The organism is Algibacter aquimarinus, from assembly GCF_039543265.1.
Classification (GTDB): domain Bacteria; phylum Bacteroidota; class Bacteroidia; order Flavobacteriales; family Flavobacteriaceae; genus Algibacter_B; species Algibacter_B aquimarinus.
In genome coordinates, this window is sequence record NZ_BAABJK010000011.1 from 77,976 (window position 1) to 92,995 (window position 15,020).

The window sequence follows — 15,020 nt, forward strand, 5'->3', positions numbered from 1 at the left end:
AAAAATTTCTATATGTCTGAAGTAAAATCTACAAGAATAGAATCCATCGACATCTTAAGAGGTCTTGTTATGGTAATTATGGCATTAGACCATGTTAGGGATTATTTTCATTATGGCTCTTTTTTCTCTAATCCAACAAATTTGGAAACCACTACCCCTTTTTTGTTTTTCACTAGATTTATAACACATTATTGTGCGCCCGTTTTTATTTTTCTAGCTGGCACTTCAGCTTTTTTATATGGTATTAAAAAAACAAAGCTAGAGCTATTTAAATTCTTATTTACAAGGGGCTTGTGGTTAATTATTCTGGCTTTAGTTGTAAATAATTTATTATGGAAATTTGACATAACCTATAGTTTTATAATTCTTCAAGTTATTTGGGCTATTGGTTTATGTATGATACTGCTATCATTTGTAATTTTATTGCCCATTAGAGCATTGCTTTTTATTGGGTTAATATTAGTTGCCGGTCATAATTTTTTAGATAATATAATCATGGAGGGTTCGAGTATTGAATCTATAGTTTGGTATATTTTACATCAAGAAAAGTTTATTTCTATTGGTAATATCTTTTTTGCTTTCAAATACCCTATAATACCTTGGTTTGGTTTAATTACTTTGGGCTATTGTTTTGGTAAACTTTATAAAAAAGACTATAATCCAAATCTTAGAAAAAAATATTTAATAAGAATTGGTTTAACTTCTATTGTTCTGTTTTTTATAATTAGAGGAATAAATATTTATGGTGACCTCATCCCTTGGACAATCCAAGAAACTACTACTAAAACAATATTATCATTCTTTAGCGTAACTAAATATCCGCCTTCCTTGTTGTATTTATTAATAACTATTGGCCCATCTTTATTGTTTTTATATGCAGTTGAAAACATTAAAAATAAAATAACCGATTTCTTTTTGGTTTTTGGACGTGTTCCTCTTTTCTATTACTTCTTACATATTCTACTCATTCATGTTTTGGCAATACTAGGAATGTTTATTTTTGGTGGTGATTGGAAAGACATGATTCTTACTAGTGAAGTTTTCAAAGGTCAAAAACTCATTAATTATGGTTACTCCCTTTTTGTAGTTTATATGGTTTGGATTGGTGTAGTAGCATTACTTTACTTCCCTTCTAAAAAATACATGGTTTACAAGGCTAACAATAAAGATAAATGGTGGTTAAGTTATTTATAAAATAAATTATGATTCAGAAAGAAGAAGGTTTAAAAAGGCGCGTTGGTGTATTAGGCTTATCAGCTAATATTGTTAATATCATCATTGGATCGGGCATATTTGTATTACCAGCCGTTGTAGCCGGTTACATGGGAGCCTCTAGTATTATTGCTTATCTATTTTGCGGTTTTCTAATGGCAATGATTATGCTTTGCTTTGCAGAGGCAGGAAGTAAAGTTACAAATACTGGCGGACCCTATACTTACATTGAAACTGCCTTTGGTGACTATGCAGGATTTATAGGTGGTTTTTTTGCTATTGGAAGTAATCTATTTGCCGATGCTGCAGTATCAAATGCCTTAGTAAATGTTATTGGTTCTGCATATCCAATTTTTGCAGAAGGCTGGCCTCGTTTATTATTCCTTGTAGTGCTTTTTTATGGCATGGTTTATATTAACGTATTGGGATTAAAGCAAGGTATTGGCTTAGTAAAATTTAATACGCTAATAAAACTTATTCCTTTATTCCTACTAATAATTATTGGTTTTAAAGATGTGTCTTTAAGTAATCTTTATTTTGAAAATATGCCAAATATTAAAACACTTGGTGAAACATCTCTTATTTTATTTTTTGCATTTCAAGGTTGCGAAACAGGCATTATAGTGGGTGGTGAAGTTATAAACCCTAAACGCACAATTCCAAAAGCTATTTTAATTAGTTTAACAACTGTTGTAATTGTTTACGTTTTAATTCAGACAGTCTCACAAGGAATTTTAGGTAGTGATTTACCAAATTTTAAAGCAGCACCACTTGCCGAAACTGCAAAAGTAGTTTTTGGTTCTTTTGGATATGTACTTTTAATTGTTGGAGCAGTAATTTCTATGTTTGGCTATATGAGTGGTACTATTTTAAACAGCCCTAGAGTTGTTTATGCATTATCTAGAGACCATGTTATACCAATAAAAGCATTATCAAAAATTCATAAAAAGTTCGCAACACCATATATAGCTATTATAGTTTATGCCACTATTGGTTTTGTATTGGCTATCTCAGGTAGTTTTGAGCAGTTGGCCATTATAGCTAGTAGTTCTATGCTTATTCTTTATTTAGGTGTTGCATTATCTGTTATCAAATTACGACTCACTGAAGAAAAGCTCTCAGAAGGTTTTAGAATACCAGGAGGATGGACTGTCCCCATTGTAGCCATTTTGGTTATTTTATATTTCTTATCAAACCTACCAAAGAGAGAAATGATTGTAACAGCTATAGTCATTGCTGTTTTAAGTTTTATTTTTTTACTTATAAACCTTTTTAAAAAGAAAAGCGATAGTTAAGTTATTACATTAAACGAGTCAAAACTAATTATAACCAAAGATTGACTAAAAACTACATATTGTTGTTGGTCAACATTAAAAAGCGAAATATGATTGAAAAGCTTGGAGAAAAAATAACATTCCTTTTTTTAAAATTTATGCCAAGTGCATTTGTTTTTGCAATCCTCTTAACTATTATAACAGCTATTGGAGCTTATGTTTGGTTAGATACTACACCAATGAAAATTATAACTTCATGGTATGATGGTTTTTTTGATTTATTAGGGTTTGCGATGCAAATTGTTTTAATTATTATTACTGGCTTCAGCATTGCTTTGTCTCCTATAATAAAAAGAGGAATAGACTCATTCACTCGACATATCAATTCTCCAACTCAGGTGTATTTTTTAGTTGTTTTAATAGGATTAATACTAACTCTCATAAGTTTCGGATGGGTAGTTATCACCTGTGTTTTAGCGAGAGAATTAGCTTTACGAGTGAAAGGTGTTCATTATCCCTTTTTGATTGGATGTGTTTATATTTCAAGTGGCAGCTGGGTTTCAGGTTTATCAAGTTCAATTCCTTTATTACTAAATACAAAAAACAATTTTTTAATTAACTCTGGTGTATTATCGGAAGTTATCCCAACCTCTTATACTCTGGGTTCTATATTAAATATTGTAATGATTATTACAACACTTATAGTTGTGCCATTAATTTTAGTTATACTAAGACCACGAAAAACATCTAATAAAGAAATTTCAGATTTAATAATAGCAAAGGAGAACTCAAATACACAAACCATAAAAGAAGAAGCTTTAAGTCAAAAACTACCATTTAAATCATATTCAGATAATTTAAACAATAGTTTTATCCTTCAGATGATTATTGTAGTAATGGGACTTGTTTATATCGTTTATCATTTCAGTACAAATGGTTTTGATTTGAGCTTTAATATAATGATTTTTATATTTATTATTGTTGGTTTGCTACTACATAAAACACCCATGCGCTATGTTATTTCAATGAAAAAAGCAAGCAGTAATATCTCTGGAATATTATTTCAATACCCTTTTTATGCAGGTATAATGGGAATTATGTTATATACCGGATTAGGTGAAAAGCTTGGGCAAATTTTAGCAGCGCAAGCTAGCATAAACTCTTACCCATTTTTAGCTTACCTAACGGGAGCGTTTGTTAATTTTGCAATACCATCTGCTGGAGGCGAATTTGCAGTTGTTGGTCCGAGTATCATAAATGCTGTAAAAGAAATTGGTACTGGGTTACCTACTGAAGAAATAACTGAAATGATAGCAAGAGCATCTTTATCTGTAGCATATGGAGAAAGTTTAAGCAACTTACTACAACCTTTTTACTTGTTACTGGTATTACCAATAATGGCATCAGGTATTAAAATACAAGCTCGAGACATTATGGGCTATTTAGTTTTACCTTTTGTCATACTTTTTATTATTCAATCTATTTTAGTTTCTTTTTGTCCTTTTTAATTCTAATAAAAGAAGAAAGTGATATTAAGAAAACCATTACTCAACACAGTTTAAATTTATTTCTAGCAAAACCTAATTAATCAAAAAAATTCCAGCGAATTCTATATTCAGTTTGTATTTGTTAAATTAGCTACGTAACCAGGTACTAATTTTAAACAAAAATGATATGAATGGTTTTGATGTTGTAATGGTCATAGTCATAATATTGTTTGCCAGACTTGGTGTCAGGTTGGTTTCTGGTTACATAAAATTAAAAAAAGAAACTAAAAACGATAAGGAAAATAATAATAATAATAATAATAATAATACAAACTAACTATTCTCTTACTTTTCCACTGAACACACTTACTTTAGAATTAAAAGGATTACGAGAATATTAATATAACTCATCTTTTTTAATAAAACCATTAAATAACTCTTATAAAGTAATAAACTCTTAAATTTTACGAATTGAGTGTTATAAGAACCAAATTTTTATTATTTTGAATTACAGGTTCTTAAGAAATTTTTATTTTTAAAATTTAGATCACCTAATTTAAAATTTTATGCTATGATAGATTTTATAAAAAAATATGAAGTTTGGATATTCTTAATACTTGCCCCTATATCTAATACTATATTCGTTTATTTAAGAATATTAGAACTTATCCCAGGAAGAGTATATATGTATGGTCGTTTTCTTATTCTTTTATTTCTATTAATAGTTATTGTAAAAATCACCAAAGGAAATGTAGGATTAAAAAATATTTTTAAACCAATGAAAAAATGGCACATTCCTTTTAAATGGTATTTTTTCGCGCTAATTTTCGCACCATCAGTAGCTTGTTTAACTTTATTTTTGAAAGCTAATTATTTAGGAGATTTTTCTATTTTTAAAATGAATGTTTCATTAATTAATAATTTTGACTTCATGTTCAATATAATATTATGGGCATTTGTTGGTGAAGTTGTATGGGTTAGTTATGCGGTACGTGAGCTCTCAAAAGTTATGAATATTTTATTTGCAAGTCAAATTGTTGGTTTAACTTGGGGCTTTTGGTGGGCACCAATAGTCTGGCTAAATTTCGGTGTTATTCCTGATTTACCATTATGGCCAATGATAATAAATATGATGGGAGCCGCTGGTATGTGTGCCTATATTTATGTGCAAACTAAAAGTGGGATTTGCGTTTGGTTATTACAATGTATGCTAAACACTTCCATAGTTCTTTTCCAAGTTGCTCCAACAACAGGAGGAATATTAACTTATAAAGTTTTTTCAATTCTATATTTTACCGTAATGTTAGTTTTTATGTATTCTCTAAATCGAAGAAAAAAAATCAAAACGATTAATATAAATTAAAAATTATTATTCTCTTACTTTTCCACTAAACACACTTACTTTAGAATTAAAAGGATTACCCGAAGATCTGCGAAGTAAAACGACTTGCCCACAATGCCATAAAGCATCTGCTATTGGACCATTAATTATATTCCAGAATGGAACTTCAGTTTGCTCAAACTTAAATGGTTCTTGAGTATTTCTTAAAACATCTGAAACTATTTTGAAGTTCATTAATGTTTGTGTTCGCATTTCTTCAAAATTTAGCTCTTCTTTGTTTTCATCTTTATTATTTTCTAAAACACTATTTCTAATAAATTTAGAAAGCCCATAAAGGTGGTCAATAGTTTGCTGTGTGGTGCGTCCAGATTCGTTTGGTTTAAAAATTAAATCTTCCGGTCTTAAACCTTCCGTAGCCCAATAATATCTGAATCCTAAACCATCAACCATACGTGCTGCTACAGTACCCGAAGTATATGTTTCTGGATATTCTGGTATTTCATAATACGGTAATTTATCTTCACTCTGCGCCATTACTATAGTTGTTAAAAATAAGGCTGAAATTACAATTACTTTTTTCATTTTATTTAGATTTCAAAGTCATGAAATCATCACAACTCTAATTTGAATGTTCTACTATTTTTTAATAGTTCCTTTATTGGTAATTGGATTTACACCATATTTATCGAATAAATAAACTAAAGCCGTCATAGTTGCTGCTCCTAATTCTAACTCACGCTTATTAACAGCATCAAAAGTATCATTACTGGCATGATGATGGTCGAAATAGCGTTGAGAATCTGGACGTAATCCTGCTAAAACATTAGTTTCAGTTTTCAATGGTCCAACATCTGCACCACTACCTCCTTTTTCAAAATAGTGAATTAAATACGGTTTAAATAAAGGTTTCCAATTTAACACTTGGTTAAAACTAGCATCATTACAATCAAAACTAAAACCTCGTGGTGTAAATCCGCCTGAATCACTTTCTAAAGCAAAAACATGATTTTCGTTTTTCTGTTTAGCAACTTCTGCATATTTTTTTCCTCCTCTTAAACCATTTTCTTCATTCATGAACAAAACCACTCTTATACTGCGTTTTGGTCTAACCCCGGATTCTTTTAATAACCTTAAAACATCCATAGATTGCACTACGCCTGCTCCATCATCATGAGAACCATCTCCTAAATCCCAAGAATCTAAATGTCCTCCAACAATTATATATTCATTTGGGTATTCACTCCCTGTTATTTCTCCAATAACATTATAAGATTGAACATCTTTAAGTTGTTTACAACTCTGTTTGAAATAAAATTTAATAGAATTATCTAATTGTAACATAGTGCTCAATAGTTCCCCATCATTGGTACTTATAGCTGCAGATGGAATGCGTTTGTCGTTTGGTAAATCTTCGTACCCCATACTTCCTGTATGAGGGTAATCATCTAAACGTAAATTCATAGAACGTACAATTACACCAACAGCACCGTACTTCGAGGCTTCCATGGCTCCACTATAACGCTGATTTACACATCCGCCATAAGCTTCAAAAGTATTTATTAAATCTGCCTGCATGGGGCGATTATAAAACACAATTTTACCTTCAATTTTTTCCTTTCCTAAAGCTTCTAACTCTTCAAAATTTTTAACTTCAATTATATTCGCTTTTAAACCAAGTGATGGTGTAGCTACAGAACCTCCTAAGGCGCAAATATTAACTATTGTAGTTTGGCCATTTGGGGTTTCTATGAAAGCATATTCTTTAATACCTCTTACCCATTTTGGCACCATAACAGGTTGTAACCAAACTTTATCTAAACCTAATTTATCTAATTCTTCTTTGGTATATGCTACAGCTTTTTCCGCATTTAAAGAGCCAGATAACCGCCCACCTATTTGATTTGATAAATAGTTTAACCAATCGTAGCTTTTTCCGTTAGTTAAAGATTGTGAGTATATGGTTTTAATTACATCTTCGTCAGACTGAGACGTTACACAAAATGAAATAAAAAGAAAATATAATAATACTGCGGGTTTTAAAATTTGCATGATAATTTTTTAGTTAAAGATAGTATTTATAGAAAAGTGAGTGGATTAATAAAATATAAAATTATGTTAATGCGATTAATAAAAAATTAAGTTTTAATGTTTTATTATTTCTATGTCAGGGTTTATTTTTAATATCTCGGATATAAATTTTTCATTAGTTTCTGGACTTATATAAATTTCATCAAATTTATTGTACTTTAAAATTAAACCATGTTTCGCTGTAGCTGGTTTTAAACCAACCCAAAGTGTTTTTCCGCTAATAATTTTCCGAATTTTATTAACTTCAATTTTACCTCTAATTGGCCCACTAAAATATTTTACATGTGTTTTTGATATCTCGTAATTTGTATCTAGAAAAATCCAAATTAAAAAAACAAGTACTAAAAACGTTATTATTATTGGAAACAAAACGGAATTTATAGATTTAGAATTAACTACCGTAAAACCAATAATAGAAACTAAAAGCAAACACATTGCCATTATAATTGAAGTAAACAAGTAGTCTTTTCTGCTACTAAATTTCATTTAAAATTATTCTTTATTTAACTGCTCTTTATAGAGCTCTAAATTTGCTTTTATATCTTCATCAAGTTCTGGTTCTTTAATATCAGAATATGCACTCAGCGCATCATATAATATTTTGGCTACTAAATAGCGCGCTGTAGGCTTATCATCTGCAGGAATACTATACCAAGGAGCATGGGGCTTTGATGTTCTATTTATAGCATCTTCGTAACACTCTTGATATTTATCCCAAAGTTTACGTTCTTTTAAATCGCCGGGAGAAAATTTCCAGTTTTTTTCTTGTTTATTCAATCGGCGTAATAATCTGTTTTTCTGTTCTTCTTTTGATAGGTTCAAAAAGAATTTGAAAATAATAGTTCCGCTTTCTGCTATATGTTTTTCAAAATTATTTATTTGTTCAAAACGCATGTCCCAAAATACATCGTCAATATCATCAACAGAATGTATCGTTGGCAAATTTTCTCCTAAAATATAATTTGGATGAACACGAGTTACCAATACATTTTCGTAATGTGTTCTGTTAAAAATTCCAAACTTACCACGTTCTGGAAGCACAATGTAATGTCTCCATAAATAATCGTGACTTAGTTCCAAATCAGTAGGTACTTTAAAGCTATGAGACTCTACACCTCTAACATTAAACTCCTTAAAAACCTCACGAATTAAACTATCTTTCCCAGAGGTATCCATACCTTGCAAACAAATTAAAACCGCATATTTATTATGCGCATACATCGTATTTTGAAGTTCCCCTAGTTTTTTTCTAATATCCTTTAATTCCTTTTTAGCATCTTCAAAAACAACTTTAGTTTCTGAATTTTTTAAAGATATCTTTGAAGTTACTTTGTATTTATCTGCTTGCATAATAGTAATTTTTCGAATTTAAAGGTTCTAATATTTATATTCTATAAATATAGTAAATCCATATTTTCGATAAACGGTAAGAAAAACTGCCCTATTTTTAATACTTTCGCTTAACCTATTTATGAAATTAACCCCAACCTTATGAAAACCATTACCTTACTTTTATGTCTTTTTTTGTCATTAATCACTAATGGGCAAACTGATTGCGAAGACGCCAACTCTTATCTTGTTAGTGCATATTCTCATGTTAAAAATGCTTATGATTCAAACAATTTGAGTCATTTAAAATATTATTCTAGCAGATCTTTAGAGTCTCTAGAACTTTCAATAGAAACATTAAGTTCCTGTGGTTGTGAAACGGCTTTGGACCTTACTAAAAAAAGTATTGATTTATTAGCAGAAGTTGAAAGTGTTGAAACCTTTGAAGACGGTCGTTTTTATGTGAATCGTGCAAGAAATGCAAGTAAAGAAAGTGTCATAGAAATTGATAAATGTGAAGCTGGAATGTACAAGAATAAAGATGATGTTTCAGCAAATGACGCTTTGGCAGATTTACAAAATGAACAATTAAAATTAAAGCAACAACAAGAAGCTTTAAAACAAAAAGAAGAACAAATTAAATTAAAATTAGCTAAACAGAAAGAAGATGAATTAAAGCTTAAAAAACAACAATTAATTCTTTCATATAAAGAAGCTATATCATCAAATATTATAAATTATAATGAGACTTTAAAAATATGCGATTGTAATAGCCATAAAGCTATAGAAGACATTAATGAATCTGATGATTTATCTTCACAAAGTATTGAGAATATAAAAACTTACTACAATTCTAATCTTAAAAAACTAGCATCAAATTATATATCGCAACTTGAAGTTTGCGATAAATAAATCTTTTTAAAAACAAACCCTGTAAGTTAAACTTACAGGGTTATTTTGCTTTATTTACTTGCAAATAATTTTACATCTTGCTCGCTTACTTCGTTACCACCAAGAATAATAAGTCGCTCGATTACATTACGTAGTTCGCGAATGTTCCCAGTCCAATCATACTCTTGAAGTAATTTTATAGCTTTTTCAGAAAATGCTTTTTTAGCTGTACCCTGCTCATTGGCTATTTTATCTGAAAAGTGTTTTACTAATAATGGAATATCCTCTCGCCTTTCATTTAAAGCTGGTACTTTAATTAATATCACCGCCAATCGATGATATAAATCTTCACGAAATTTACCATCTTCAATCTCTTTTTTTAAATTTTTATTAGTTGCAGCAACTACCCTAACATCAACTTTTATATCCTTATCACTACCCACGCGCTGAATTCTACTTTCTTGTAAAGCACGAAGCACCTTGGCTTGTGCAGACAAGCTCATGTCTCCTATTTCATCAAGAAAAATAGTACCACCATTTGCTGCTTCAAATTTACCTGCTCTATCTTTATTTGCACTTGTAAATGCACCTTTTACATGACCAAATAATTCACTTTCAATTAATTCACTTGGTATTGCAGCACAATTTACTTCAATCATAGGGCCTTTTATACGAGCACTTTTTTCGTGTAACCAATGCGCTACTAGCTCTTTACCAGTTCCATTAGGCCCTGTTATTAAAACACGAGCGTCTGTTGGTGCTACTTTGTCAATAATATCTTTGATTTGAGAAATGGCATCGCTTTCTCCTATCATTTCATATTTCTTACTTACTTTTTTCTTTAAAATTTTATTCTCTACAACGAGCTCTTTTCTATCTAAAGCATTACGAACTGTGTTGAGTAATCTGTTTAAATCTGGTGGCTTAGATATATAATCAAAAGCTCCTAATCGCATGGTATTAACGGCAGTATCTAAATCGCCATGTCCCGAAATCATAACAATTGGCACTTCTGGTTTTATCTTCTTTACAGCTTCCAACACCTCAACACCATCCATTTTTGGCATTTTAATATCGCAAAGTATTAAATCGAAATCATCATTTTTAATTTTTTCTATACCTGCTAAACCATCTTCTGCTTCATCAACTTTATAAGTATCATTCTCTTCTGAAAGAATTTTTACAAGTACTCTCCTTATTGCTGCTTCGTCCTCTACTACTAATATTTTCGACATATTTATATTTTAAATTTTACTCCAGTTCTTAAATAGAATGCATTTACGTCGTCTAATTTAAAAACTTCATCTCTATTTTCGTTACGTAATACGTTATTTAATCTAAACGTATAACCAGTATACAAATACCCTACCAAATGCTTTCCAAACAAATATTCGTACCCTAAACCGCCAATGGCTACAGATAATGATATGTGGTCTACATTTTGTCCGTTTATAATTGAAGGCTCTTGTAAATGAGCCAAATAACCATCTAAACCAACAAAAGCTTGAATATTGTTTTTATCATTAATAGAATATTTTAAATTAGATTTTGGCACACCTAAATTAAAGCTCCAAATATCGTTAACTTCTCTAAAATAACTTACAAAGGGTAATGGAAAAGGCAATCCTGTTGTGGCATTATAGGTTAAACCCAAAATTAAACGGTACGGACGTTTTAAGTTTTCATCTTTTGTTCTGTCATTTATAAAAAAAGCACCACCATTCATAAAATAATCATCAGAAGTTAATGATTTTGTGAGTGTTGAAGCTATTCTTGGGTTAAATTTAAATCCGAATCGCCATTTCTCGTTCCATTTAAAGGTATAGCCAACATTTAAATCGATAACATGAATGGTATTCAACTGAGAAACATCAAAAGGATAATCATCTTCCAAATTTAGTATAATACGGTTGTATTCTGCACCAACAATTAAATAGGCGTCTTTTTTAGTTTTAATTGGGTAATTAATTAATGCTCTTAATCTGGTATACTGGTCTTCGGAATTACTTTTTGGTATAAATGAATATTCAAGTCGAGCTAAATCTGTTAATTGTGCATTAGAGGTTTGAAAAGCAAAAATTAAAAAACATATGATAAGCCATTTCAATTCTTTTTTTTTCATTTACACGAGGTTTGATTTCTGATAAAAAATGCCTTTTTATTTAATTAAAGTAATCTAAGAGTCATAAAATTTATCCGCATCAAGATACATTTAATTATGCCTTCTTAGGTTGAATAATATGAATATCTCTTTGAGGAAAAGGAATACTTATATTATTTTCTCTAAACAATCTGTCTATTTCAAAACGCATTTCACTTTTAGGAAATTGGGCTTGAAAACTATCTCCAATAGTAAAAACTAGTTTAAAGTTCAGAGAGCTATCTCCAAAATCAGTAAAGAGAACTACAGGTTCTGGACTACTTAAAACATTTGGATTTGTACTGGCTGCTTGTATTAATAATTTTTTTACTAATTGTACATCGCTGCCGTAGGCAACACCAACCTCAACAGATTCTCGTGTTAAATTACCATTTTGAGTCCAATTAAATAAACTATTTTCTAGGTATAAATGATTAGGAATTACTAAAACCTTATTATCTATTGTTACCGCTCTGGTTGTTCTTAGTTTAATTTCTTCTACACGTCCTATCTTACCGTCAATTTCAATAATATCTCCAACGTGAACAGACTGATCTATTAAAATAAAAATTCCTGAAATAATATCTTGAAATAAGGTTTGAAGTGCCAAACCAATACCTATTAACAAAGCTGCAGATGCTGCAAAAATAGCAGTAACATTGATGCCTATTGAATCGAAAACAATAAGCATAACTATAACATAAATTATCCATCTTGCGAATGAGAAAACGGTATTAAACTTAACCTTATCCTCACCTGGCATTTTCCTTGTAACTAGCTTTTTAACCCATCTTAAAAGAAAAGTTGTAGCAATCATAACAAGAGCTACTAGCAGCACATACTTAACCTTTAATACAATATCATGCTCATCTGCTCCAGTACCAGCAGTGAAATCTATAATTTTGAATTCTAGAAATTCAATAAAATTTTCCCAGATAGAACTTTCTGTAATAGCATCTTCTATTTTCTCTAAATCCTGAATCATATTAATATTTAATCCATTTTATCAGCTCCTTATAACTTGGTTTTTTTCCGTACATTAAAATACCAACTCTATAAATTTTAGCCGCAAACCAAACGGTAAACATAAACGAGCTAACTAACAATAATAAAGATACTAATTGTTGCCAAATAGGCACACCAAAAGGAATTCGCATAAGCATAACTACAGGTGATGTTAAGGGAATGAAAGAAAAAATAGTTGACACCGTACCGTGTGGATCTTCAATTACTGTAAATATACCAACGTAAACAGCTAAAATTAAAGGCATTATTATAGGCAACATAAATTGCTGAGTATCTGTTTCGTTATCTACGGCAGCTCCTATTGCAGCATATAGCGAACTATATAATAGGTAACCTCCTATAAAAAATAGAATAAAAGCAATAATTAAATTAGTAATTGGCAGATTATAAAATGACGTCAAAATATTTTGAACTTTCATGTTCAAATCTGGATTTTCCATAGCTTGCTGAACTATTTCTTGCTGTGGAGTTTGTATTTGAGCCATATCAATACCAAAAACTACCGATACAATAGTCATTAAAACTCCTCCTAAAATTAACCAAATTATAAATTGTGTAATTCCTGCTAATGAAGTCCCTATTATTTTACCCAACATGAGTTGCACTGGCTTAACGGACGATATAATAACCTCTATAATACGGCTAGTTTTCTCTTCAATAACACTACGCATAATCATATTACCGTAAATGATAATAAACATAAATAGTAAATAGCCTGCAGCACCGCCAAATATGAGTTTTACAACACTATCAATTTTTGATGTTTTTTCTCCTTCAAAACTTTCTTGGATAATATCTATATTAATTCTAGAATCTTTTAGTTTGTCTATATCAATACCCTTCTTTATTCTGTTTTGATTTGTTAATTCTATTTGAATTTTACTTTCTAAATCTGAAATTACAGACAACGAAGGGGATTCTTCAGAATAAAAATTAACTTTATCTGAAACTGTTTCAAAATTCTCTATAGTTTCAATATGCAACAAACCATAACTATTTGTTTCTTTTGATAAGGCTTTTGCATCATCAAGCGACATATTCTCAAGAATATTATAGGTTGTGTTTTCTGTGTTTTTAAAAATATCAGATACGAGTTCCGATTCATCTAAAACAGAAATAACTCGAACTTTATCTTTATTTACTTGAGATAAATAAGCCACAACAGCAATAAGCACAATGAATATCATCGGGCTTAAAAACGTCATAACAATAAACGATTTATTTTTAACCTTAGTTAAATATTCCCGTTTTACAATAAGTGGTAAATGGTTCATAAAAAATTAATTATTCTTTACTGTTTGAATAAAAATATCATTAACACTTGGTATGAGTTCTACAAAATGAGAAACATCGCCTTCTGTTGTTAAATAATTCAATAATTCATTTGGTGTAGTACCGTTTGAAAGTTTAATATTTAGTTTCAACTCATCTTCCAATGTCTTAAAATTAGCAACTGTTGTTTCAAACTTTTCAGCTAATTTACTTTGTAAAACTATTTTATCAGTTGCTCTAATACCAACTTCATAAGTGTTGGTTTTATATTGACGCTTTACATCTACCAATTTCCCATCAAGAATTTTATTAGATTTATGAATTAGTGCAATATCATCACATAATTCTTCAACAGACTCCATTCTGTGTGTAGAAAATATAACAGTTGCACCTTCTTCACGCAAACGCAAAATTTCATCTTTAATTAAATTGGCATTAATGGGATCGAAACCTGAAAAAGGTTCATCAAAAATCAACAACTTTGGTTGATGCAGAACGGTTACTACAAACTGTATTTTTTGAGCCATCCCTTTAGAGAGCTCTTGTATTTTCTTATTCCACCAATCTCCTATTTCTAAACGCTCAAACCAATATTTTAATCGCGTTTTTGCTTCTGCTTTACTCAGGCCTTTTAATTGCGCTAAGTACAGAGCTTGCTCGCCAACTTTCATAGATTTATATAATCCGCGCTCTTCAGGTAGATAGCCAATATCTTTTATGTGTAGATTGTTTAACGCCTCACCATCTAAATGAACTGTGCCAGAATCTGGCATAGTTATTTGATTTATAACACGAATTAAAGTAGTTTTTCCCGCACCGTTAGGGCCTAATAATCCAAAAATACTGCCTTTAGGAACTGATATAGATACACTATTGAGGGCTTTAAAGTCTCCGAAGTTTTTTGAAACCCCGTTAACTTCTAATAAGTTACTCATTGCTATTTTTTAATTGAGTTGTTT

The 15,020-nt window shown here is 30.3% G+C and carries 14 protein-coding genes; 5 read left to right on the forward strand and 9 right to left on the reverse strand.

Going from position 1 to position 15,020, the window contains the following annotated elements; all coding sequences use genetic code 11:
- The first annotated feature begins 12 nt into the window (after nucleotides 1-12).
- The 4 genes from ABD939_RS14970 to ABD939_RS14985 all read left to right on the forward strand — a co-directional run bounded on the left by ABD939_RS14970 (nucleotide 13) and on the right by ABD939_RS14985 (nucleotide 5,336).
- Nucleotides 13-1,194: an acetyltransferase domain-containing protein gene (locus ABD939_RS14970; RefSeq protein WP_345170261.1), complete on the forward strand. Its 1,182-nt coding sequence runs from the start codon at nucleotides 13-15 to the stop codon at nucleotides 1,192-1,194.
- 8 nt (nucleotides 1,195-1,202) lie between these two features.
- Entirely contained in the window at nucleotides 1,203-2,507 is a 1,305-nt protein-coding gene (locus ABD939_RS14975; RefSeq protein WP_345170262.1) for an APC family permease, read from the forward strand.
- Nucleotides 2,508-2,596: 89 nt separating this feature from the next.
- Nucleotides 2,597-3,994, forward strand: coding sequence for a TIGR00366 family protein (locus ABD939_RS14980; protein WP_345170263.1), 1,398 nt, complete (start codon nucleotides 2,597-2,599; stop codon nucleotides 3,992-3,994).
- Nucleotides 3,995-4,544: 550 nt separating this feature from the next.
- Nucleotides 4,545-5,336, forward strand: coding sequence for a hypothetical protein (locus tag ABD939_RS14985; protein ID WP_345170264.1), 792 nt, complete (start codon nucleotides 4,545-4,547; stop codon nucleotides 5,334-5,336).
- Between the two features lie 6 nt (nucleotides 5,337-5,342).
- On the opposite strand, the gene ABD939_RS14990 is transcribed toward ABD939_RS14985, so the two are convergent.
- The 4 genes from ABD939_RS14990 to ABD939_RS15005 form a co-directional block, all read right to left on the reverse strand.
- Nucleotides 5,343-5,897, reverse strand: a complete 555-nt coding sequence (locus tag ABD939_RS14990) for a hypothetical protein (RefSeq protein WP_345170265.1) — start codon at nucleotides 5,895-5,897, stop codon at nucleotides 5,343-5,345.
- Between the two features lie 54 nt (nucleotides 5,898-5,951).
- Nucleotides 5,952-7,364 carry a M20/M25/M40 family metallo-hydrolase gene (locus ABD939_RS14995; RefSeq protein WP_345170266.1) on the reverse strand — a complete coding sequence of 471 codons (1,413 nt, stop codon included), beginning with the start codon at nucleotides 7,362-7,364 and terminating at the stop codon, nucleotides 5,952-5,954.
- Nucleotides 7,365-7,457: 93 nt separating this feature from the next.
- Nucleotides 7,458-7,889 carry a PH domain-containing protein gene (locus ABD939_RS15000; protein ID WP_345170267.1) on the reverse strand — a complete coding sequence of 144 codons (432 nt, stop codon included), beginning with the start codon at nucleotides 7,887-7,889 and terminating at the stop codon, nucleotides 7,458-7,460.
- Nucleotides 7,890-7,895: 6 nt separating this feature from the next.
- Complete coding sequence (locus ABD939_RS15005; RefSeq protein ID WP_345170268.1) at nucleotides 7,896-8,753, reverse strand: PPK2 family polyphosphate kinase; 858 nt, start codon at nucleotides 8,751-8,753, stop codon at nucleotides 7,896-7,898.
- Between the two features lie 141 nt (nucleotides 8,754-8,894).
- Here ABD939_RS15005 and ABD939_RS15010 point away from each other — a divergent pair, with 141 nt between their 5' ends.
- Entirely contained in the window at nucleotides 8,895-9,644 is a 750-nt protein-coding gene (locus ABD939_RS15010) for a hypothetical protein (protein ID WP_345170269.1), read from the forward strand.
- A gap of 50 nt (nucleotides 9,645-9,694) precedes the next feature.
- Here the strand turns inward: ABD939_RS15010 and ABD939_RS15015 are convergent, their stop codons facing one another.
- From ABD939_RS15015 to ABD939_RS15035, 5 genes are all read right to left on the reverse strand, one after another.
- On the reverse strand, nucleotides 9,695-10,858 hold the full coding sequence (locus ABD939_RS15015; protein ID WP_345170270.1) for a sigma-54-dependent transcriptional regulator: 1,164 nt from the start codon (nucleotides 10,856-10,858) through the stop codon (nucleotides 9,695-9,697).
- 2 nt (nucleotides 10,859-10,860) lie between these two features.
- Nucleotides 10,861-11,745: a DUF6268 family outer membrane beta-barrel protein gene (locus ABD939_RS15020; protein ID WP_345170271.1), complete on the reverse strand. Its 885-nt coding sequence runs from the start codon at nucleotides 11,743-11,745 to the stop codon at nucleotides 10,861-10,863.
- 94 nt (nucleotides 11,746-11,839) lie between these two features.
- Nucleotides 11,840-12,748, reverse strand: a complete 909-nt coding sequence (locus ABD939_RS15025) for a mechanosensitive ion channel family protein (protein ID WP_345170272.1) — start codon at nucleotides 12,746-12,748, stop codon at nucleotides 11,840-11,842.
- Between the two features lies 1 nt (nucleotide 12,749).
- Nucleotides 12,750-14,063 (reverse strand): ABC transporter permease, encoded by a 1,314-nt coding sequence (locus ABD939_RS15030; protein ID WP_345170273.1) that lies wholly within the window; start codon nucleotides 14,061-14,063, stop codon nucleotides 12,750-12,752.
- Between the two features lie 6 nt (nucleotides 14,064-14,069).
- Nucleotides 14,070-14,996, reverse strand: coding sequence for an ABC transporter ATP-binding protein (locus tag ABD939_RS15035; protein ID WP_345170274.1), 927 nt, complete (start codon nucleotides 14,994-14,996; stop codon nucleotides 14,070-14,072).
- Nucleotides 14,997-15,020 lie beyond the last annotated feature (24 nt).

Coding starts and splice junctions, on each gene's coding strand:
- ABD939_RS14970 (WP_345170261.1), top strand. CDS start 13: ATGTCTGAAGTAAAATCTACAAGAATAGAATCCATCGACATCTTAAGA.
- ABD939_RS14975 (WP_345170262.1), top strand. CDS start 1,203: ATGATTCAGAAAGAAGAAGGTTTAAAAAGGCGCGTTGGTGTATTAGGC.
- ABD939_RS14980 (WP_345170263.1), top strand. CDS start 2,597: ATGATTGAAAAGCTTGGAGAAAAAATAACATTCCTTTTTTTAAAATTT.
- ABD939_RS14985 (WP_345170264.1), top strand. CDS start 4,545: ATGATAGATTTTATAAAAAAATATGAAGTTTGGATATTCTTAATACTT.
- ABD939_RS14990 (WP_345170265.1), bottom strand. CDS start 5,897: ATGAAAAAAGTAATTGTAATTTCAGCCTTATTTTTAACAACTATAGTA.
- ABD939_RS14995 (WP_345170266.1), bottom strand. CDS start 7,364: ATGCAAATTTTAAAACCCGCAGTATTATTATATTTTCTTTTTATTTCA.
- ABD939_RS15000 (WP_345170267.1), bottom strand. CDS start 7,889: ATGAAATTTAGTAGCAGAAAAGACTACTTGTTTACTTCAATTATAATG.
- ABD939_RS15005 (WP_345170268.1), bottom strand. CDS start 8,753: ATGCAAGCAGATAAATACAAAGTAACTTCAAAGATATCTTTAAAAAAT.
- ABD939_RS15010 (WP_345170269.1), top strand. CDS start 8,895: ATGAAAACCATTACCTTACTTTTATGTCTTTTTTTGTCATTAATCACT.
- ABD939_RS15015 (WP_345170270.1), bottom strand. CDS start 10,858: ATGTCGAAAATATTAGTAGTAGAGGACGAAGCAGCAATAAGGAGAGTA.
- ABD939_RS15020 (WP_345170271.1), bottom strand. CDS start 11,745: ATGAAAAAAAAAGAATTGAAATGGCTTATCATATGTTTTTTAATTTTT.
- ABD939_RS15025 (WP_345170272.1), bottom strand. CDS start 12,748: ATGATTCAGGATTTAGAGAAAATAGAAGATGCTATTACAGAAAGTTCT.
- ABD939_RS15030 (WP_345170273.1), bottom strand. CDS start 14,063: ATGAACCATTTACCACTTATTGTAAAACGGGAATATTTAACTAAGGTT.
- ABD939_RS15035 (WP_345170274.1), bottom strand. CDS start 14,996: ATGAGTAACTTATTAGAAGTTAACGGGGTTTCAAAAAACTTCGGAGAC.